At 55.8% G+C, this 21,781-nt stretch carries 18 protein-coding genes; 4 read left to right on the forward strand and 14 right to left on the reverse strand.

Going from position 1 to position 21,781, the window contains the following annotated elements:
- Positions 1-3: 3 nt before the first annotated feature.
- A complete protein-coding gene (locus tag G6L28_RS17420; RefSeq protein WP_174065086.1) occupies positions 4-669 on the reverse strand; it encodes an RluA family pseudouridine synthase in 666 nt (221 codons plus the stop codon).
- A gap of 46 nt (positions 670-715) precedes the next feature.
- Positions 716-1,306, reverse strand: a complete 591-nt coding sequence (locus G6L28_RS17425; RefSeq protein ID WP_174065087.1) for an IMPACT family protein — start codon at positions 1,304-1,306, stop codon at positions 716-718.
- A gap of 76 nt (positions 1,307-1,382) precedes the next feature.
- On the opposite strand from G6L28_RS17425, the gene G6L28_RS17430 reads away from it, so the two are divergent.
- A complete protein-coding gene (locus G6L28_RS17430; RefSeq protein ID WP_174065088.1) occupies positions 1,383-2,600 on the forward strand; it encodes a TIGR03862 family flavoprotein in 1,218 nt (405 codons plus the stop codon).
- Positions 2,601-2,719: 119 nt separating this feature from the next.
- Entirely contained in the window at positions 2,720-5,668 is a 2,949-nt protein-coding gene (locus tag G6L28_RS17435; RefSeq protein WP_174065089.1) for a hybrid sensor histidine kinase/response regulator, read from the forward strand.
- Between the two features lie 51 nt (positions 5,669-5,719).
- Here the strand turns inward: G6L28_RS17435 and G6L28_RS17440 are convergent, their stop codons facing one another.
- From G6L28_RS17440 to G6L28_RS17480, 10 genes are all read right to left on the reverse strand, one after another.
- Positions 5,720-6,664 carry a 2-hydroxyacid dehydrogenase gene (locus G6L28_RS17440; RefSeq protein WP_174065090.1) on the reverse strand — a complete coding sequence of 315 codons (945 nt, stop codon included), beginning with the start codon at positions 6,662-6,664 and terminating at the stop codon, positions 5,720-5,722.
- 130 nt (positions 6,665-6,794) lie between these two features.
- Complete coding sequence (locus G6L28_RS17445; protein WP_174065091.1) at positions 6,795-9,143, reverse strand: polysaccharide biosynthesis tyrosine autokinase; 2,349 nt, start codon at positions 9,141-9,143, stop codon at positions 6,795-6,797.
- A 77-nt stretch (positions 9,144-9,220) separates the two neighbouring features.
- A complete protein-coding gene (locus G6L28_RS17450) occupies positions 9,221-10,126 on the reverse strand; it encodes a sugar phosphate nucleotidyltransferase (protein ID WP_174065092.1) in 906 nt (301 codons plus the stop codon).
- A gap of 46 nt (positions 10,127-10,172) precedes the next feature.
- On the reverse strand, positions 10,173-11,168 hold the full coding sequence (locus tag G6L28_RS17455; RefSeq protein WP_174065093.1) for a glycosyltransferase family 2 protein: 996 nt from the start codon (positions 11,166-11,168) through the stop codon (positions 10,173-10,175).
- Positions 11,165-12,094: a glycosyltransferase gene (locus G6L28_RS17460; protein ID WP_174065094.1), complete on the reverse strand. Its 930-nt coding sequence runs from the start codon at positions 12,092-12,094 to the stop codon at positions 11,165-11,167. Before G6L28_RS17460 ends, G6L28_RS17455 begins: the two co-directional genes overlap by 4 nt.
- Positions 12,091-13,107: a glycosyltransferase family 2 protein gene (locus G6L28_RS22925; protein WP_234902618.1), complete on the reverse strand. Its 1,017-nt coding sequence runs from the start codon at positions 13,105-13,107 to the stop codon at positions 12,091-12,093. Before G6L28_RS22925 ends, G6L28_RS17460 begins: the two co-directional genes overlap by 4 nt.
- A 12-nt stretch (positions 13,108-13,119) precedes the next feature.
- Positions 13,120-14,301, reverse strand: a complete 1,182-nt coding sequence (locus tag G6L28_RS22930) for a glycosyl transferase family 1 (RefSeq protein ID WP_234902619.1) — start codon at positions 14,299-14,301, stop codon at positions 13,120-13,122.
- 18 nt (positions 14,302-14,319) lie between these two features.
- Complete coding sequence (locus tag G6L28_RS17470; RefSeq protein ID WP_174065095.1) at positions 14,320-15,108, reverse strand: glycoside hydrolase family 16 protein; 789 nt, start codon at positions 15,106-15,108, stop codon at positions 14,320-14,322.
- A gap of 4 nt (positions 15,109-15,112) precedes the next feature.
- The gene (locus tag G6L28_RS17475; protein ID WP_174065189.1) at positions 15,113-16,219 is read right to left on the reverse strand and encodes an acyltransferase family protein; all 1,107 of its coding nucleotides are present in this window, start codon (positions 16,217-16,219) and stop codon (positions 15,113-15,115) included.
- A gap of 400 nt (positions 16,220-16,619) precedes the next feature.
- Complete coding sequence (locus G6L28_RS17480) at positions 16,620-18,104, reverse strand: lipopolysaccharide biosynthesis protein (RefSeq protein ID WP_174065096.1); 1,485 nt, start codon at positions 18,102-18,104, stop codon at positions 16,620-16,622.
- A gap of 119 nt (positions 18,105-18,223) precedes the next feature.
- On the opposite strand from G6L28_RS17480, the gene G6L28_RS17485 reads away from it, so the two are divergent.
- Both G6L28_RS17485 and G6L28_RS17490 read left to right on the forward strand, forming a co-directional pair.
- Complete coding sequence (locus G6L28_RS17485) at positions 18,224-19,189, forward strand: glycosyltransferase family 2 protein (protein WP_174065097.1); 966 nt, start codon at positions 18,224-18,226, stop codon at positions 19,187-19,189.
- Positions 19,190-19,227: 38 nt separating this feature from the next.
- Positions 19,228-20,181 carry a polysaccharide pyruvyl transferase family protein gene (locus G6L28_RS17490; RefSeq protein WP_174065098.1) on the forward strand — a complete coding sequence of 318 codons (954 nt, stop codon included), beginning with the start codon at positions 19,228-19,230 and terminating at the stop codon, positions 20,179-20,181.
- 65 nt (positions 20,182-20,246) lie between these two features.
- Here the strand turns inward: G6L28_RS17490 and G6L28_RS17495 are convergent, their stop codons facing one another.
- On the reverse strand, positions 20,247-21,242 hold the full coding sequence (locus G6L28_RS17495; protein ID WP_174065099.1) for a glycosyltransferase family 2 protein: 996 nt from the start codon (positions 21,240-21,242) through the stop codon (positions 20,247-20,249).
- A gap of 115 nt (positions 21,243-21,357) precedes the next feature.
- Positions 21,358-21,699, reverse strand: coding sequence for an exopolysaccharide production repressor protein (locus G6L28_RS17500; protein ID WP_234902620.1), 342 nt, complete (start codon positions 21,697-21,699; stop codon positions 21,358-21,360).
- Between the last annotated feature and the right edge of the window lie 82 nt (positions 21,700-21,781).

Raw genomic sequence — 21,781 nt, forward strand, 5'->3', positions numbered from 1 at the left:
GCCTCAGAACGGACAGGGGATATGGAAGGTCAGGTCGCGCCCGTCGGGATGGCGCAAGCCTAGTTCTTCCGCATGCAGCAGAAGTCGATCTGCTGCTGCCAATGCTTCGCCTTCCGCGTAAAATTCATCTCCCAATATTGGATGACCCATTGCTTTCATATGGACACGAAGCTGGTGTGTGCGCCCCGTTAGAGGATGAAGCCGCAGCCGTGTCGCATTTGCGGCGCGATCCAGCACCTGCCATTCCGTCTGAGAAGGTCTGCCATTCTCATGATCGACACGATGGCGTGGTTTGTTCTCGATGTCGCTACCTAAGGGAAGATCGATGAGACCTTCCTCACCTTCGACTGTGCCCCACACCACGGCAATATAGGATTTTCTGGTGGTGCGATTTTCGAATTGGGATGCAATTGCCGCATGGGCTTTGCGGTTCAGGGACATCAAAACGATGCCGGACGTATCCTTATCCAGCCGGTTGATCATCAATGCTTTCGTAAACTGTTTCTGCACCCGGGTCATCAGGCTATCGTGCAGCGCCGGGTCGCGCCCCGGAACTGACAGCAGGCCGCTCGGTTTGTCGAGCACGATAAGATCGTCATCGCGATGGATGATCGAAATATAGGGCTCCATCGGCGGATTGTAGATAAGGTTTGCAAGCTCGGACGACATGATGCCTCTTACCAATGTTTTTACGCGCTCGCCAGCGTCACGGATTTCATTGGTCCGGCAGCGCCATCGTCACACGTCCGCTGGTAATGTCGCTGATCATCTGCGCTGCCCGCTCCACCTCTATGCTGGGAAGAGAAAGCTGGAGGTCGGCCCCGGAGGCGGTGAAATTTTCACTATCGATGGAAAGGTGTGGAATGGCAAGCAACCTCGCCTTTACCAGCGCAAGATCGGAAAATCCGCATGCGATACTCGTTGCGAACATCGCAATAACTTCGGCTTTTTCCGCATTTCTGAGACAGGTGGCCGCCGTACCGCCATAGGCGCGCATAAGCCCACCGCTTCCAAGTAGAATGCCACCGAACCAGCGAATGACCACGACCGCAACCGAATCCAGGGACTGGCCGTCGATCGCCTGCAAGATAGGCTTTCCCGCTGTGCCGGAAGGCTCTCCATCATCGCTGAAGCGATAGGTCTGCCCTGTGCGCCACGCCCAGCAATTATGATTTGCCGAAAGGTCCGAATTCTCGGCAATGAAACGCTTTGCGGCGTCTTCGTTGGCCGCGGGGGAGGCGAAGGCAACGAAGCGGCTTTTCTTGATGTCCTGCGAGAAGGTTTCGGTGCGGGTAAGCGTGAACATGTTGCTTCAATATCGCATATACCGGGCAAGGCAATCTCTATAAGAGGGCCTGTAAAAAGATAGGGAGTTTTCGCGTATGCAGTACGGCCAAGTGGCAATCATCGGCGGTGGACCAGCCGGGCTCATGGCTGCAGAAACGCTGGCTCAGGCTGGTGTCGCAGTAACGCTTTACGAGGCGATGCCAACGGTTGCGCGCAAATTTCTGATGGCGGGAAAATCGGGGCTCAACATCACCCATGCGGAAGATTACGCTCGTTTCACCTCCCGTTTCGGACGCGCTAAGGAGCGTCTGGACAACACACTCGATAATTTTACGCCCACAATGCTTCGGGCTTGGGTCGCGGATCTCGGGCAGGAAACATTCATCGGCACCTCTGGACGTGTCTTTCCGACGGTCATGAAGGCATCACCCCTCCTGCGAGCCTGGCTTCACCGGCTGGAAGCGCTGGGTGTGGAGATCAGAACCAGACATCAGTGGCTTGGCTATGATAGTGATGCGCTGGTTTTCCAGACACCGGATGGTCGGCAACGGATTGAAGCCGATGCAATAATTCTGGCTCTTGGCGGGGCAAGCTGGCCACGCTTGGGCTCAACGGCGGCATGGGTGCCATGGCTCCGCGAGAGGCAAGTTGAGATCGATGATTTCCAGCCTGCCAATTGCGGGTTCAACGTTGCATGGAGCGATTATTTTCGCGAGCGCTTTGCGGGCGAGCCATTGAAATCCGTGGCAACGACCTCTGCTGCCGGTCGCTTCGAAGGAGAATTCGTTGTTACGAAACATGGCGTAGAGGGCAGTGTCGTCTACGCGCATTCCGCCGTTCTGCGAGACCAGATTGCTATCGAAGGAAGCACAACGATTACTATCGATCTCGCTCCTGACAGGTCAGTAGATCGGCTTTCCAGAGATATGAACCGTCAGTCTCGAAAGGAGAGCCTGTCCAACCGCCTGCGAAAAGGGGCAGGTCTGTCGCCGGTAAAAAGCGCCTTGCTGCGGGAATGTGAACCAAATTTGGTGGGAAAATCTGCCGAAGAGATCGCGGCACTCATAAAGACGCTTCCGCTTCGATTGCAGTCACCACGCCCAATCGACGAAGCCATCTCCAGTGCGGGAGGCATTACATGGAGCGCACTTGACGAGAACTACATGCTGAAAGTGCTGCCCGGCACATTTGCAGCAGGGGAGATGCTGGATTGGGAAGCACCGACCGGCGGCTATCTGCTGACTGCATGTTTTGCGACGGGAAAAGCGGCTGCCAAGGGCATTATCAAGTGGTTTGAAAGTTATCCTTCATGACAAACCCGTTATGCCTCTTGCGCAATAACACAAAAAAAGCTTGATAAGCCTATTCGAATGAATGGGCATTCAAACGATGCTGCTGTGGACAGGGCCCTGCTCTTGTTGGTGATTCTTGCATGACTGATATGGACGTTTCTTCCCACTGGCCAATCGGTGGTGGCCAAACCGGTGCCCTGGTGCGTGCCTTCGACTGGTCGAAAACCTCGTTGGGATGCAGATCCACATGGTCCAACATTCTGCGCCTGAAGGTGAATTCCGTCGTTAATTCGCCCATTCCACAGGTGTTGATGTGGGGCGAAGACCACGTCATGATCTATAATGACGGTTACGTGGAGATCGCTGGAAATTATCACCCCGCAGCCCTTGGCGGCACTGTCCCAGGGACCTGGCCGGAAATCTGGGACTGGAACAAGAAAGTTCTCGAGGCAGGTTTTCGTGGCGAAGTGCAAGCCTTCCGCGATCAGAAAATGGTTCTTCGTCGCCACGGCGAACCCGAGGAAGTAGTCTTCGACCTCTTCTACACGCCCATTTACAACGACCACGCTATCGTTGAAGGCGTTCTTTGCACGGTGCTGGAAAACACCGAGAAGGAAAAGGCCATTCAGGCTCTGGCGGAAAGCCGCGAGGAATTGAGCCGCCTGACGGCTGCGCTGCCGATACTGGTCGGCTTCATCGACCGCGATCATGTGTACCGGTTCGCCAATCAAGGTTACATCGAATGGTTTGGTCATGCGCCCGAAGATGTAATTGGCCGTCGCGTCCTCGATATCGTTGGCGAGGAGTTCTATCGTCAGCGCCTACCATTCATAGAGAAGGCCTTGGCGGGCGAAAGCGTGATCACCGACACGCAGATAAAGCGTCCCGACGGCAATCTACGGGCCGCTGAAATCCGCTATGTTCCGCGCAGGACGCAGAGTGGCGAAATCGATGGCAGCTATATTCTCGTCATCGATATCGAGACACGCAAACGCGCCGAGCTTGATCTTATCCTCAGCAACAATCGGTTCCGGGCCGCCGTTGAGGCCGTTCACGGTGTTCTCTGGACCAACAGCCCGGATGGCCGGATGCTGGGAGAACAGCCGGGCTGGTCTGCTCTCACCGGGCAGAGTGCCGATCAATATCAGGGCTTCGGCTGGTCCGAGGCAGTCCACCCGGAAGATCGCGAAGGTTCCATCAACAGCTGGAACAAGGCGGTCGCGGCCAAGGCGACCTACGTGTGGGAGCACCGGGTGCGCCGGGGTGACGGCATCTACCGGACATTCGCCATCCGCGCCGTGCCCATCATCGATGGTGCTGGCACCATCGTCGAGTGGGTCGGTATCCACACCGACATCACCGAGCATCGAACGGCGGAAGCATCGCTCAAGGAACATGCGGCCAATCTGGAACGCGAAATCCGTCATCGCATTCGTGCGGAAGAACAGCTTCGCCAGTTGAATGAAGGGCTTGAGGCCCGCGTCGAAAAGGAAATCGCCGAGCGCCGCCAGACGGAAAAGGCGCTGCAACAGGCGCAGAAGATGGAATCCATCGGTCAGTTGACCGGCGGCGTGGCGCACGATTTCAACAACCTGCTTCAGGTCATCGCGGGTAATCTCCAGCTTCTGTCCAAAGATGTGGCCGGAAACGAACGGGCCGAGCGGCGCGTCAGCAATGCATTGGCGGGTGTGAGCCGTGGTGCGAAACTCGCCAGCCAGCTTCTTGCGTTCGGGCGTCGTCAGGCACTGGAGCCACGGGTCATCAATGTCGGTCGTTTCGTCGCAGGCATGGACGATCTCTTGCGGCGCTCGCTGGGAGAGGCGGTGGAGGTCGAGGTCATCACGGCTGGCGGTCTGTGGAACACATATGCCGACCCGAACCAGGTCGAAAATGCCTTGTTGAACCTCGCCATCAATGCCCGCGATGCGATGGACGGATCAGGCAAGCTCACCATCGAGGTCGGCAACGCCTCGCTGGATATGGACTATGCGCGCAGCCATGCAGAGGTCGAACCGGGACAGTATGTCATGCTGGCGGTAACGGATACCGGCTCCGGCATGGCACCGGAAATTCTCGACAAGGTGTTCGAGCCATTCTTCTCCACCAAGCCAGAAGGCAAGGGGACCGGGCTTGGCCTCTCCATGGTCTACGGCTTCGTCAAGCAGTCCGGTGGTCACGTTAAAATCTACAGCGAGCTCGGGCAGGGCACGACCGTCAAGGTCTATCTGCCGCGTTCCATGTCCGACGAGGATCGGGAAATCGTCATCCATAATGGCCCTGTCGTCGGCGGTTCGGAAACGATTCTGGTGGTGGAAGACGACGATGAAGTCCGCGGTACCGTCGTGGAAGTCCTGACCGATCTAGGCTATCGCGTGCTGACGGCACGTGATGCGCAGGCTGGGTTGACCGTTGCGGAAAGCGGTATTCCCATCGACGTCATCTTCACGGATGTGGTCATGCCCGGCCCTCTGAAAAGCAGTGAAATGGCGCGGCGTGCCAAGGAGCGGTTGCCGCATCTCGCCATCCTCTTCACTTCCGGTTATACGGAAAACTCCATCGTCCATGGCGGCAAGCTGGATGCGGGCGTGGAGCTGCTTTCCAAGCCTTACACCCGTGAAGCCCTGGCAAGACGGCTTCGCCACGTTATCGCAAACCAGAAACAGAGAGCAGAGTCTGGTCGAGACCGCTCTAACGAGCCACCTTCGGTCAACGAAACGATCGCAAGAATGCGCAACCAGAATGCCGTTCGTGTTATGCTGGTCGAAGACGATGAGCTGATCCGGATGAACACGACCGATATCCTGCTTGAAGTTGGACACTCTGTTCTCGAGGCTGCCAACGCCACCCAGGCAATCGACCTTCTGGAGCGGGAAGAGGTCGATGTTCTCGTGACCGATGTCGGTCTGCCGGACATGAGCGGGGCCGACCTGGCGGTGCTTATCAAGCAGCGAATGCCGGAAATCGGCATCGTTTTCGCGACGGGCGATAATTTCCTGCCTAACAACGCGCCAGCCGGTTCTGTGCTCTTGTGCAAGCCTTACAACGAAAGCGACGTGCGCTTTGCGATAGAGCAGGCGACCAGGGCCTGACGCAGGATGCGTAATGCGCATCCTGCGAATTCGTTGTTATGAAGAATGATTTCAGTATCCGAGGGTCATGTCCACGGTTGCTGGTAATTCTCCAGTATTGCGCCAATTCTCAATATTCTGCGCCACGATGCCTGCGGACGTCTTCCGGTTCGTCGGAGCGGAAATGTGCGGAAGCACGGTCACTTTCGGGTGCTGCCAGAAGGGGGAGGCAGCATCGAGCGGTTCCTGCTCGAACACATCGAGCACGGCGTGGGAGATGCGCCCTTCATCCAATGCTGCCATGAGATCCTTCGCGACGATTACGGCGCCACGCGCGAAATTTATGATCGCCGCACCCTGTTTCACATGAGTCAACCGCTTGGCGTCGATCAGTCCACGCGTTTCAGCCGTCAATGGAACCAGGCAAACCGAGATATCGCTTTTTCCCAGAAGATCATTCAGACCACCATCGCCATGTGTCGTCTCGACACCTTCAATCGTCTTCGGCGAGCGGCTCCAGCCGATGACGTTGAAGCCCGCATCGCGCAGTCTCCGTGCTGAGGCTGTGCCCAGCGTGCCGAGACCGATCAGGCCCACGGTTACGTCCTGCGGGTGCCTGTACTCCAGTTCTTTCCAGAGAGCTTTCTGTTGATGCTCCCGATAGGCAGGCATGTCGCGGTGAAGATAATAGGTCCATGCAAGCACAGCCTCCGCCATCACCCGGGTCAATTCTGGGTCGGTCAGGCGCACGATGGGCGGCGCCTGCGTGCCGAGTTCAGCAACCAGACGCTCGACGCCTGCCCAAAGGCTGTGAATCCATTTCAGGTTCGTCAACTTCGCAAGATGTGCGGGATCGGGGTTGGCGACGATGGCGATTTCTGTGGTTGAGCGCTGCCCATCCGTCATCGCCTTGATGGAGATGATCGTCTCGCTTGGCATGGCTGCCGACAACACCTCGATCCATTCTGCTTCGTTGGCTTCGGTCGTACGAGAAACGAATGCGATGGGGGAGGGCATGAACGAGTTTCCTGTTTTGATATCTTTCGAGTGGATATCAATGCGGAAAACGACTTCGAAATCTACCCTTGATTTGGCGAAGTCATTGAAAAGAAATGCCCGCTCAAGGCGGGCATCTCGATTACGTGGATCAGGCCGTTTCCGGCACAGGCTTTTTGGCATCTCCGTAATAGGCGGAGAACTGCTCGTGATAGTGCTCGGAGCCGCCTGGACCGGCATAGCGCTGCAATTCCGTCATGTCGGTCTTGTTGAGCACGATGCCAAGCGTCTTGCGCGCAATCTCCGGTTCGTGGTTCATCAGGTTCTGCACCATCTGGATCGGGGTCTTGCCCCATTCCGTCACAAATACGAAACCATCAACCTGCGAGGCGAAAGCCTTCGCATCGATAACCGGCACGACCGGCGCAAGGTCGACAATAATATAATCGCAGGCCTCGCGCGCAGAATCCATGAATTTGCGCATGCCGGACGAAGCGAGAAGCTCACTGGAATGGGCGAACTGGTTGCTGGTCGAAACCGGCAGGATGCCCATTTTTGTGCGGCTGTCGACTTTCACAGCCTTGGTCCACGGAACCTCATCCAGTACCACCTCGACCAGACCTGCCGACTGGCGCGTCGTCAACATGCGGCTGAGGCCCGGATTGCGGATGTCGGCATCAACGACAAGCGTTCGCTTGCCCGTCGTGGCAATGAGCCCTGCGAGGTTCAGTGCGACCACCGATTTACCTTCATTCGGCAGGCAGGAGATGACACCGATCACCCGGCACTGGCGTTCCTGTATCACCACATCCGCCGTCAGCTTCACGTTGCGCAACGTCTCAGTGAAGCTGGAGCGCGGGCTGTCCACGGCAAGCCGCAACATTTTCTGGAACGAGACCTGACCGTTATCCTCAATGTTGGTGTCAGGAATTTCGGGCGTTGCGGCACCGGTTTCCGCCTTCGCGGTCTCCACGCCCTTTTCACCGATGAAGGGAAGGTAGCCGAGGAAGCGCATGCGAAGATTGTCGCGCACGTCGTTGCCCGTGTGGAAATAACGGTCACGGAATTCCAGAACTGCCGCTACACCACCGCCGAGCATCAGGCCGAGTACGATGGAAAGCGCCATCGTCATGGTCTTCTTCGGGCTGGAAGGTGAGGTTGGCAGACCAGCTTCCGAGATCACGCGAGCCTTGGCGATCGGGAAGGATTGCTTCTGTGATGCTTCTTCGAAACGGCCAAGGTAGGATTCGTATAGCGTCTTCAAAGCCGCAGCCTGTTGCTCAAGCTCCCTCAGCTTGACCATCGTCATATTGGCTTCGGAGTTGCGTCCGGCCACTCGGTCGATGTTTTGGCGCAGCGATTCCACGCGGGACTGCGTGACGTCGAACTCGTTCTTGAAGCTGCCGGTGAGCTGTTGCAGTTCCTGATAAATCTGGCGTGCAACGTCACTCTTTTCGCTTGCCAGCGCGACGGCCTGCGGATGGTCTTTGCCAAACTGCTGTATAACCCCGCGCTCACGGTCGGAGATCGTGATGTAGCGTTTGCGAAGATCCTGAATGACGGTGTTATCCGTATCGCGGGCTGAGACGACGGCGTTGTTCACCGCATTGTCCGGACCCTGATCGATGATCGATTTGTACTGGCTGTAACGGGCCTGTGCTGTCGCGGCATCCGCTTGGGCAGCAATCAGCTGACCGTTCAGGTCAGCAAGCTGACCTTCGGACATCAACTCGCCACGGGACGAGACGATGTTGTTCTCCGCTTTGTATTTTTCCACGGCGAGGGAGGCTGCTTGCGAACGTTGGTTGAGATCGGTCAAGCGTTCCTGAAGCCAGACAGAAGCGCGCTCCGAGGCATTGAAATTAGCATCAAGCTGTTCCGTCAGGTACGAATTAGCATAGGTCTTGGCGATGTTGGTCGCTAGCTGACGATCCGTTGAGCGGATCGAAATCGCGATTACGGAGCTTCGTCCGACGCGCTCCACCTCCAAAGCCTGCTGAATGACGGCGGCGGCTTTTTCGCGGCGACCATTGCGCATGGCCTCTTCGGAGGCAGGCGGCGAATTTGGCGTCAGCAGATCGACGACACCCTTAACGGAAGACTTGACCAGATCGATCGGCGACATCGGCGGATTGACGATGGTGTCGTTTTCATCGAGCTTCGCCTTGTCTACGACATTCAGGGCCATCTCCTTCGATTTCAGGATTTCGACAGCGCTGGCGATGCGGTTGTCTATAACCTGAGCGGCGGGTACTGGGCTTTCCTCTTCCGCATAACGGGACAGGCTCTCATCTAGCAGAACCTGCGTCATCGCCGTATAGACGGGCGTCGCAAGAACGAGGTAGAGCCCTGCCAGCACCATGCTTGCAACAACGCAGGCGGCGATGACATTGGCACGGCGCACCACGGCGGCCCAAAGGCGGTCGAGGTCGATAAATGTATCGGAATCCTTATCGGAGCCCGGGAAATTTACATTCGATCTAAAGGTCTTTTGGTGCATGGACCACCTTGTGATTTTTAAACGGCGCGCGGGAAGGCAGTCATCTACCGCCTTCCCGCCTCCCGCTGTTTCTAGTTTCAGGCCGCTTTCACACGGCTTTCATGGGTCAGAACCAGTTCCTTGATGGAGGCCAGAACCTGAGCCTCCATGTCCGAGCGCATGAGCGAAAATGCGACGTTGGCGGCGATAAAGCCCTGCTTGCTACCGCAATCGAACGTGCGCCCTGTATACTTCTGTGCATGGAACGGCTGGGTTTCGGCTAGGCGCTTCATGCCATCTGTTAGCTGAATTTCATTGCCTGCACCGCGTTCCTGTTTGGCGAGAATGTCGAAGATTTCTGGCTGCAGAATATAGCGGCCATTCAGGTAATAATTGGACGGGGCAGCAGATGGTTCCGGCTTCTCGACCATTTCTGTCACCTGGAAGCCGTGGCTGACGCGATTGCCGACGCCAACGACACCATAGGAAGACGTTTCCTCAGGGAGGCATTCTTCGACGCCGAGGATATTGCCGCCGACCTCCTCATAAAGCTCCATCAGCCCTGCGATGCAGCCGCGTGCACCGTAGGAAACCATGTCCGGCAGCAGAAGGGCAAACGGCTCCTTGCCGACGAGCTCGCGCGCGCACCATACCGCGTGACCAAGGCCAAGGGGGACTTGCTGGCGGGTGTAGCTCACGGTTCCGGCGACAGGCAGCATTTTTTCAAGCTGGAGAATCTGCACCGTCTTGCCGGATTTGGTCAACGTATTGACGAGTTCCGGCGCGCTGTCGAAATAGTCCTCGATAGCGGTCTTGTTGCGGCTGGTCACGAAAATGATGTGTTCGATGCCGGCCTGCATCGCTTCGTCGACGGCGTATTGCACGACGGGCCGGTCGACGATTGTCAGCATTTCCTTCGGCATGGCCTTGGTGGCGGGCAGGAAGCGTGTTCCGTTACCTGCAACAGGGATAACTGCTTTTCTAACGGTGTTCTTTAGGTCCACGGCGTTCTCCTTGATTTGAAATACGGAAAATCAGTCCTTATGAAATTCACGAAGTTTGTCTTTTCGCACCCGTCTGCACGCCCGATGTGAAAACCGCATCGCGCATCTTTTTCAGCCTGACGGCGATGGGCATACGCAAATGCCGCAATGCCACCGGATCTCGCAAAGCAGTGCGCATCACACCGGAAATGGAGCGGCGCTTGATACTGTCCACGAGCATGAGAAAATGCCTGGCTTCGATCAGGCTTCGGCTGCGCTCCCTTTGTGCGTCCATTGCGGCAGGCAGAAGCGTGTAGTTTGCGAGAAATTCGGCATCGGCGGCGATCATGGCGTCCACATGCTTCAATTCCAGCACGCGGGAGATCGAACCCTCGCGTATATTGTATACGTAGCCGGGGGAGGGCTCGATAGCGCAAAGGCCGCCAACAGCAAGGGCAGAAGCCAGGAGAAGGTAGTCTTCACCGATACGTAGGTCCGGGCGGAAACGCAGAGCATGCGCTTCCAAAAAATCCCGGCGGAACATCGGCTTCATGTAGCCGAAATTGAAAGTGGATTTGAACAGGATGTTCGACCGTATGAATTGTTCGAGTGAGAGCGTTGCCGTGTCCGCCAGAAACTTCGGGCAGAACATCGTGTCTTTGGCGCGTCCGTCCATGTAAACGACGTCGAGATTATCGACCGCTATCTCCGCGCCCGCACTCTCTGCTCGCGCAATCATTTGTGCGCTCCGCGGTGCGTAGATCATGTCGTCGGAATCGAGTACCGCAATCCAGCGACCGGATGCAGCGTCGATTCCTGCGTTTCGAGCGCCGCCGGGCCCCAGGTTATTCTCCAAAGCGATTAGGCGCACACGGGGTTCGCGCTCGCTGAGCGCCGTGACGATCTCGCGTGTGTTATCAACCGAGCGATCATCCACGACGATCACTTCCAGCGTCACGCCTTCCTGCGCAAGCGCGCTTTCAACCGCCAGGACAATCGTTTCTGCGGAATTATATGCGGCGATGACGAAGCTGACGTCCGGTTGCGCGATGGGTGGGGTCATGCGGCCTCCACGGTGCCGTATTGGCGGATTTCGCGTACCCCGAAGGCACCACTGAGCGAGCCGATGTGCAGTGCCGCCCGCAATGCCGAGCGATTTCGGCGAACCGGATTGAATGCTGCAAGCACTATCGCCAATCCGCAATAAGCTATCTTGGCCATTGCCGCCGCAATCTGGGGCAGGCGGCGAAGCCCGGGCTTTCTTTCGGCAAGAAGACGTCCATGGGTTTGGCCCGAGCGAAAACGACGCTTGGCGAGCCACATGAAGCTGGCGCGAGTTTCCGGTACGGGTTCAGAAAGCATTGCCCTTTCCGCAAAGGCAATGCGACCGCCCGCGGCGTGCATGTGCGAGAAGAAATGCGTATCTTCTCCGCCGCTCTGACCAAGCGAGAGTGCAAATCGACGTCCCTCTATCGAGGGCGCGTCCATGCGTAGCAGCGTATTGCAGGTGTAGCCAGTGATGATTTCGCCGTTTACCCAAACGGGGGATGTCGAATGAAAGTCGCCCTTCTTCATCCACCCGGGGGTGCTGTCCTTGTAAATCGCGGTCACTGGACCGAGCACAGCTTCCGCCCCGGTCTCCTGTGCAACCTTCAAAAGCTCTGCCAGCCATTCACGCGACGCGGTCTCATCATCATCGATGAAAGCCAGATAATCGGCCTCGCAGGCAGAAAGGCAGGCGTTGCGCGCAATCGAAATGTTCGATTTCGGGCAATGAATGTAGTTAATCTCGAAGGGTGAAGTCTCGCGCAGGCGGTCTATGCTGTCCTTCGCAGATGGTTCAGCGTCGTTATCCGCGACGATCAGCCGGACATGGACGCCTTCTGGGACATCCAGTTCGAACAGTGAAAGCAACGTCGCCACCACCGCCGGGCGGCGGTAGGTGCAGATGCCGATATCGACTCGGATGGGGTGCGAGGCAAAAGTCATGAAACAGCCTTTCTCGTAAATGGCGCAGGCGTGCCGAGAGAACTGAAAAGCTCCAGCCAAAATCCAGTGGACCATGCCAGATGCATGATCATGGCGGAGACTGCCGCCAACGGGCCGTATGAATTCTTCTGGCCAATAGCCATCCACATGCCGTAGCCGAGACATGCGGCGATCCAGAGGCAAAGCGGCACGAGCGCTACCCAGTGGAACACACCGAAAAGCGCAAGCACTGCGACTGGTAACACGCTGAGCGGTATCATCTGGCGAATTTTGGGTACGGTATGGTGCTTCAGCAGGTTCTTTGCACGACCGCGGCCATAGGCGAGGTACTGCTTGAACAATGGCGTGACGCTGGCGCGAGGATAATAGGTCATGCGCGTTTTGTCAGTCATCCAGATACGGAAACCGGACTTGCGTAGACGATGATCAAGTTCGGCATCTTCATTATGGCTGAAGCTTTCGTCATAACCCCCAACAGCGGTAAAAGCGGCGACGCGCATCAACGCATGATGGCCATGATCGATCCAATGGCCTTTGGCACCAGCACGGTGTTTAGATCCGCCATTGCCAAGCTTCGAGTTCTGGGCGATGGCAGTCGCCTTCTGGAAAGTGCTATGGCCGACGGTGTCCATGGCGACGACCACCGAATCCGCCCCGGTTTTCACCGCGTCTTCCAACAGACAATGACAATAATCGTTCGGATAATCGCCATGTGCATCAATGCGTATGAAATAATCATAATCCTTGCCGAACATCTCGACGGCGAGATTGATGCCCGCGCTCTGAATGCGCTTGGGGTTCGCAAGAAGAATGACGCGCGGGTCCTGCCGGGAGAAATTCGCGACGATATCGCGTGTGCCATCGGTGCTGCCGCCATCTGCGACCACGATGCGATCTGCAGTGCTGTTCAGCGTGCCCGAAAATTTTAGCAAAAGGTCGTCAATGGTCTTGGCCTCGTTGAGGCACGGTATGACGATCAGCGTCTTTACATCGGGAATTGGCTGCAATTTCATCTCGTTCCCCTGTCAAACCGTCGAAAGCGCTGCTTCCACTGCACGCGTGTTGCGCGGTGCGGCGAGCGAGTGCAGTTTGCGAACAAGTTCGTCGCAATCGTTCTGGTCGGTAATCCACTGATGGCGATCTATCGCAATCAGTGAAGCGAAAGACTCAAGATAGACCTGTTCAGTCATGCCATGGAAAAGGGCCTCCAATGTTTCAGCATTGGCGACCGGCAGAACGTGATCGATGTCACGTTTTTGCAGGAAGCGGGCTGTCTCCGTTCCTTCGAGCGCAATCGGCAAGGTGCCATAGAGGCAACCCTCGTATAGCCGGTTTGGAAGCAGCCAGCTGGAATTCTGGCCCTCTTCGAAAAAGTCGATTGCCCAGGTGAATTGAACCTCGTTGTAAATCGAGGCCAGATCCTCCGGGTTCTTGTAGGGGCCGTGAAAGGTTACATGCGGAGCCCTGGCAACAAAACTGTCAAAGTCATCGAATTCGGAATAGGCAGGACGTCCACGAAGAATGATCTCGACTCTACCATCCATACGCCGGGCGAAATCGGCAAGAATGCTAAGGGATTTTCGGCAGCGAAGAGCACCGAACCAGCCGATTTTCCATGGCTCGTCAGCTTCTGGCACGCGAGGCGCGGGCATTGCCGCGTCGATGCCATCAAGCATCAACACCTTGTTCTCCTGCAACATCACTGGAAGATCGAGATTGGAGCGCGGGGTGAAATAATTCTCCACGAAGGCAGGCGAACTGGTGATGAGCAGTCGTGCACCTCTTGCGAAATAACGTTGCGCCGAATTCAGAAGGTTGCCTGGAAGTCCATCGTTTAAAAGCAGACGGTGAATATCGAGGCATTCATAGACGACCGGAACGTCTCCGCCATAAATTGCGTTCGCCCGACGCGCCAGCGCCAGCATCTCTAAATTTCGGGCGATGATCACATCGGGTCTGGGAACGGCCGCAAGTAGGCCACTAAGCGCGATACTCGACTTCACGACAGACATGACTCGTTGTGCGAAACGACCATCTGCCGTTTCGCCGAGAATGACAGGTGTCAGACCCTCCACGCTCGCCAATGCGTTTTCGCCCCGCTTGAAGCCTGCAAGGCTGATGATCGCGCCGCCGGTTTGCAACGTCATGACGCGCCGGCGGATGGCCGGATCGGCTAGGTCATGTGCGAGGTAGAGAATGTGGGTCATGACGTTTTGTTTTCCACCTCAGTTCGAAACGCAGGCGACGGATTCCGGAAACTGGCACTTGTCGCCAAGTGCGGTGAAGGCAAACCTGTCGACCAACATCGTGGTTGGGCCGCTGTAATCAAACTTGCCCATCCAGCTTTTCAGTGTGTCCGTGCCCCAGAGGCTGAAGAAAATCTTCTGCGCATTCTGCGGAATTTTTGATGGGTCGGTCACGTCGTGAACCATCTTGCCGTTCACGTAATATCGCAGCCTTTGTGGTTCCCAAACGAAGGCATAGTCGTTAAAGCCCTTATCGGCCCCACCGTGAACATCCACCAGCTGCTCGTTGCCGCCTTTAGCGGAAATATACTGGTTGAGTTGCACCTGGCTGCTGTTCTTGCCCAGAACTTCCATGTCGATTTCGTCATGCGGCTTCTTGTCGGTGGGGCCGATATAGGTGAAGAAGGCGGAGTTCAGGCCAGAACCGGGTGCCGTCTTGATCCGCGCCTCGTAGGTGCCGTAGCGATAGCGGCCCTTGGTTTGGATTTCACCGCAGGAATAATTGCGGTCGCCCGCCTTACCCTCCTGAAAACCGAGCTGAAGATTGCCGTCTTCAAATTTCACGAGCTTCTTTGACCATGTGCAGTTTTGATGCGGGCCGTTGTTCCAGCCATCGGACACGTACCAGAAGGAACGGTCCATGCTGTCAAACTTCTCAATGAAGGATTTGCCATTGCTTTCCTGCGCAATCGCAGAGGATGCGCCGAGGCTTAAAGCGAGAATTGCAGTGGTCAGGAAGCGCGACTGAACGCGGGTGAAACAGGTCATAAGGTCACCTCTGTCGTTGCGAATAAATGGCGTCGGCGGAGGGCTTTCGAGAGGCCTGCCCAGCCGGTACGCTTTGATGAACTGGTGTCGGTTTGCCGTTGCGACTGCCCGTCAATACCGCGTAGACTGTGGGCATTCTGGCGCGAACCTGAGCGTTGCTGAAAATCAGGATGCCGAAAGTCAGCAGAACGGCACCAAGATAAAACGCAGGATAAAAATCAGGGCCGCCCCTGTTCCAAATCATCCACATGATGACAAGCAAGGGGTAATGGGCGCAGAAAATCCAGAAGCTAAGGCTGCCGGTTTTCGAAAGGCGCTGACCGAGCCGGTTTTCCACCATAATGGAGGAGGCGACCCAGAAGCCGACTGCTCCGAATACGGCCAGCAGGTTCCGCAGCATGTTCAGCTCGAAGGTGAATTCGGGGCCAGTAAAGTAGAGACCCGTCGCCAGCATCGCTGCGGTAGCGAGTGTCATGATCGCGAGCTTCCCGGCGTGCGGATCAAGTTTCTTCAGGTCAACGTGATGCAAAGCTAGCGCGATGCCCAGAGTGAAGCTGAAGAGAATGGATTTTTTCTGCACGATGAAGATCGTGAGGTCCGGCACGGCGGTAATCACCAGCAGCGCGGCAAGCGTCGGCAGAGCGAAGCGCTTTACGCAGAAGGCCAGCAATGGCGACAGCAAAATGCAAACGAAAAGATCGCGTAGAAAATAAAGCGGTACGTTGACCGGCAGCTCTTCTATAGCAGCACCGTGGCTGATCATCTCGCGAGGGCTGGCATTCCAAAGATCGGGAAAATACCCAACCCCTAGGCCAACGCGCTGAATAAGCAGGACAGCCAGAAACAGCGCTCCATTCCAAAGAAGGAATGGAAGCAGCACCGTTTTCGTCTTGGACTTGATCGTGGCTGTGTAGTCGAACGCTTTCATGCCCCTGCGGAACAGCAGATAGCCGGAAATAGCACTCAGACATGGCACGCCGATGCGAAATAGCGCATCGCCGAGAAACACACGAAGCCAGTCGAAGAAACCATAGACACCCAGAAATGGGCTGGTTTCAGGATTGTGTGGCACGTGAACAAACACAATGCCGGATATCAAAAGTATGCGCATCAAATTGATACGGGAAGATAGGTTCTGATCAACAGTCACACCAGTTACCCTAGTTGGGCGGTGTCTCCCCTACACCGCGTTTCACACAGAGCGAACTTGAGCCCGTGACCGAAAGTCTGGTTTTGAGTTGAGGGTAAAATGTGGCGACGCAGAAAAAATGGCTCTCGAAATGTGAGGGGTAAATGTCTGGAGAGGAGCCTTACGTAACGATCGATGCCGATTAAAGATTTGATTTTAAATCGGTTTGTAGAATGGTCGTCACATGGGCCTTGCGGGAAATTTTACACCACCGCATCGGTGAATATGTTGCAGTGCAAAATATTCATGCGATTTCGCCACTGAATTTTTAGTGGCGATGTCAAAAACCGGTCGAAGTCGTGTCAAAAGTAAGGCGAAGCTTCTATGCTGGCTCTGTGACGGTCGCGTTTTCGGATTTCCTGTTCTTCACGAGGCCCAGAATTTTCTCCAAGAGTGTGCGTTCCGTTAGGAGAATGAGCACGCCGTAAATCACGCCACCCGCAACGCCGCCGACCAGAACCTGCATGTAGGCGTGGGGCAGGCTCGGTTCTGCGAGAGTAAGGATGTAACGTACCACCAGAGCCATCACGAAGGCAGCGATCATAGGGCGGCTGCTGGTGTAGAGACCGCGGAAAAATGGCGTTTCGCTCGCTTTAAACACCGCCCAAGAATAGGCAATCAACGTCGCGGCATTTACGATACACAGCCAGACCATGGCTTCGATCAACGTTCCATAGATCGCCGCCAGCCAGACCGCGACGGTTGTAACAATGGCGCGAATCGTTGCGGACCAGAAGAGTACGCGTCCGTAGCCTGCACCCTTCAGATAGGGGATGAAGGTGCTGCATGGCGTCAGGATCGCCTTGGAAAGAGCAAGCAGCCCCAGCACCGGCCACGCATAGGCCCAGTTCGGACCGAAGATCACCAGCATCGCCGGTTCTGCGACGGCCCAAAGCCCGAACATCATCGGCGCGAGGATTACCGTCAAAACCTGCGTGCTGAACATCAGCGCGTCTCGACGTCGCTGCTTATCGTCCATCATTCGGCTGAAGGCGGGAAAAAGCACACCCATGACGGCAGACAGCACGACCTGATTCGGAATGCTGGCGAAACGGTTCGATGCCGAATAGGCACCGGCATCCGCAAGGCCAAGATAGCGGGCAATGATGACCATGGGCGACTGGAAGGTAACGAAGTTGGCAATTTCCGAACCCATCAGTCCCGAGCTGAAGCCGAGCAAAGGTACCAACCGCTTTGGTTTCATGACCAAACGGGGCATGTAACGTGAGACTGCGTACAGGCCGACGAGCCTGATCAGCGCTGCGGCGAACAACTGGATGATAAGCGCCCAGACACCAAATCCTGCAAAAGCCAGCACGACCGCAATAATCGCCGCCGCACTTTCGGACGCCATGCTCCATATTGCGTCCTTGCTAAAATTCATGCGTCGCGCCAGGAGCGAGTATGCGACGTCCCCCGCCAGCTGCAGCGGAATGAGGAAGGCCATGATTCGTAGCAAATAAGCGCTCTCGACAGCGCCCAACAGGCCACCGAAGAACTCCGCACCGAAGTAGAGAATAGCGGCCATGGTGCAGGAAATCGCAAGATTGGCCCAGAAGACGGTATGGATCGTGTCCATATCCTCTTCCTTCTCCACGATCAGCGCGGAGGTGAGGCCGGCACCGGCGATCATCGTCAAAAACTGCACGACCGTCAGGCCAACGGCTACAACGCCGAATTCTTCTGGCGTCAGCAAACGCGCGAGAATCGGCACCGTGACAAATTTAAGCCCGAATGTGCCTGTCTTTGATAGCACGCTCCAGCCGACATTGGCCGTAATTGTCTTGACGCTCGGGGCTGGAGGCATAAGTGCTTCCTATATTTGGAGGCCAGCGAATGGTATCGCTGGCGGGGAGAATTGCCACTCATCGGGGCCGCGTCATTTAGCGGGCCCGACACTTCTTGATCAGAACAAGGGGCGAAACAATGGCGAAATTTACAGTCGTTATTCCATACTATCAAAAACAGCACGGCGTACTTGGCCGAGCACTGGTATCCGTTTTCTCCCAGACCTGCCAGGATTTCGACCTCGTCATCGTGGATGACGAGTCGCCTTATCCTATTGAAAATGAACTGAATGAGCTGGACGAAGCACAGCGGAACCGCATCAAGGTCATTAGCCAAGCGAATGGTGGGCCGGGTGGTGCGCGTAACACCGGGCTTGATAATGTGCCAGCGGAAACGACCTATGTCGCCTTCCTCGATTCAGACGACATCTGGACACCAGATCATCTAAAGAATGCCGAGCACAGTCTCGATAGCTTCGGAGGTGAGTGCTATTGGGCGTCGATGCAGGCAAGCGACGAATTCTATTATCACTTCGCCATGTCCGAACTGGAGAAAAACGAAGGTGCCACCCGGCTCTCCGAATCTCCAAAGGTGATCGAGCTACCGGATCTGGCCAGCGTCATGCTGCGCAACTGGAGCTTCCTGCATCTTTCCTGCATGGTCATCGCCAGGCCACTGTTTGAAAAAGTTCGATTCGATCCGGCACTGAGACTGGCAGCGGAAGACGTATTGTTCTTTTGCGACTGCATCCTTGCATCCAAACGTTCACTGCTTTGCGACGATGCGGGCGCTGCGCGTGGCATGGGTGTCAACATCTTCCATAGTATCGACAACACCTCACCAGAGTTTCTGCGCCAGCAATTCAATACCTGGGTGGCGCTGGATACGTTGCAGGGACGTTTTGCCAAACGCCCGGCGGATGTAGCGTCCATTGCATCTTACAAAAACACGGCGCGCAAGCAGGCTTTGTGGAGCCAGGCGGGTAATCTGAAACGGCGGAAGCCGCCGGAATTCGGGCTACTGTTTAAATGGATGATGCGCGATCCGGCGATTTTAAGAGCGGCTTTCGAGCTGGGTGCCGGAAAATTTGCACGGCCGAAGTGAGCTGCCTTGCGGTCTTAAACTTTATTCAGGAGTGATCCATGAAACCATATCACTGGGAATCGCATCACGGTAACTTCGGCGATGACCTCAATCTCTGGCTCTGGGACTTTCTGTTGCCGGGCCTTCGCGATGTGCATCACGACGTTCTGCTCGTTGGCGTCGGCACGGTGTTGAATGACGTTCTCTTCCCGCCCGGTCAGCGAAAACTCGTCGTTGGTAGCGGCTATGGTTACGGTGCAGTGCCAAACACGTCCGATACGTCGCTGTGGGATATCCGTTGCGTGCGCGGTGAAATGACTGCGGCAAAGCTTGGATTACCCGCCGAAATGGGCATCGTTGACCCCGCAGTGATGGTCACGGAAATGCCGGAGTTTCGCAACCTGACGAAAATCCACAAGAAGACCTTCGTTCCGCATTGGGAATCGGCGGAGTTCGGCATGTGGGAAACGGTTTGCGAGCCATCCGGTCTGACTTATCTCGATCCTCGTGGTGAGGCCAAATCAGTAATCAAGCACATTGCTCAGTCGGAATTCATCGTCGCCGAATCCATGCATGGCGCGATTCTGGCAGACGCTTTCCGCGTGCCGTGGGTCGCTGTCAGCACGTCTACGTCTATCAACAGCTTCAAATGGAGCGACTGGGCCGGTAGCGTCGGCGTGAAATACGAACCGCGCTACGTACCCGTTTCAACCCGTGCCGAGGCGGCGAAGAAAGGTTCGAAGTTCTGGGGCATGAGCTTCCCACCACCTGCACCAGCGGAAATCGTGGATCGCCCGGCCATTGAGCATCATGACGACGGGGACGTTCTGGTTCGTGCTGAGCCTCAGCGCCCGCTACGAAAGCTTGCCAAGCAAGTGCTTGCCGCTCCGTCCAGTCTTGCCTTGTGGCAGGCGAGCCGCGCAGAACCACGCCTCAGCCCAGACGGCCGCCTCGAGGAGCGCAAGGAACGCTTCCAGACAGTGATCGAAACGATCAGGCGTGATTATCTTTAAGCTAAACCATATCTTTATCGCAAACCGCTGTGCAGATTTGCGACATGCTTAGGATAGCCGCTACCTTATGACGGTAGCGGCGTTCCCTTCAGCAGATAACGAATATCGGCGGGCTGTTGTGGCTTCTTGCGAAGCCGGGCGGTTTTGTCGAACCATATGCCGCTTGTGATGGCTGGCACAGCCGGTAGCCGTGCAAGTGCGTGGCTCACCGCGCCGCCCAGGCCACCTTTAGCCTTCGCGTCCAGAAAGTCTCTTAATTCGAATTTTTGGCGGATGTGCCGTTCGTGCTCTTCCAGAATGGCTATCTCCGGTGCGGTAAGTGAGTAGTCCTCCAGTATTTTTCGGTCTGCCTCGTAAAGGAGCCGCAAGTCTTCAGTCCTGTGTCGTCCGCTAAGCGAATCACCGCGGATGATCGCCCCGTAACCGCAATTGCGGATAACTTTGTAGCGTGCTCCGCATGCAAGCGCGCGGACATAGAGTTCATAGTCCTCACCTAACCGGAGGGGCTCGTCATACCGCAAATTATGCTGTTCCAAAAAAGAACGTCGAATAACGGGCTTGAGAAACCCTGTTTCTCCACGCTCTAATCCGCGCTTTGAAATGTTGCCTTCAACGAATTCGGTGAGGTTTAGAAACTGATGGTCGGGTGCGAAACGATCCGGCGTGATGGAGGATGCTCGCTGGACACCTTGCTGAATGAAAGCGATATTATCTGCAACGAGATCCCAGTCGTCATCCGCCAGCATTGCGGTGAAGCGCCCTTTGAAGAAGAAATCATCGGCATCCAGAATACTGATCAGCGGAGCCGACGAAATCGCAATAGCGTGGTTACGGGCAGCCGAAGGTCCACGGTTGACATCGAAACGTTCGACCTTAAGGCGACCGCTCCCGTCATCGCAGGCTTGGGCTATCGCGGAAGTCGCGTCGGTCGAACCGTCATCGATCACGACGACTTCGCTGACCTCAGTCTCCGCCAAAGCCGATGATATAGCCGTTGAAATCGTGTCGGAGGCGTTCTTTGCAGCGATGATCACGCAAATGGAATTCGAACCGAATGTCATGCCTGCTCCCTTGCTTCGTTGCCGAAGTGACTTTTGGAAACAGAAAATGTCAGGGATAAGGAACGATCAATTTTATTTCGCACCTGCAAAAAATCAGGAAGCGAGATGGCGTCGATCAGATATCGGTAAGCTTGGGATGATGTCGCGGAACGGACGAAATATTTTCCGCTGCTGAATGTTCTGGCGCTGGCGATACTTCACGCTGGAACTCCAGCGTCTTGCGCATAAGCTTCTTTTCGCGCGAAACCAGAAAGAGCACTCCAACAAAATATCCGATCTGGATAATCACAAGACAGATCAGGGTCTGGATAAATGCGGTGTAAAACGAGCCGTGAATAAAATATGTCGCAACCGCAAACACCATCAGGGCACAGATCATGCTGATGAAGACGCGCGGCGCGTGCATGTCACTTTCCTCCCCTGACTGAGTTCTCCCTATGGAGATATCATTTTTCATTGGTTCTTTTTCGCGCGAATATATTATGAAACAGATGTCGTTTCAACTGAGTTATACTTCCATTAGCGTGCGCGGAATGAAA

This window comes from Agrobacterium larrymoorei (genome assembly GCF_013322225.1).
GTDB classification, from domain to species: domain Bacteria; phylum Pseudomonadota; class Alphaproteobacteria; order Rhizobiales; family Rhizobiaceae; genus Agrobacterium; species Agrobacterium larrymoorei_A.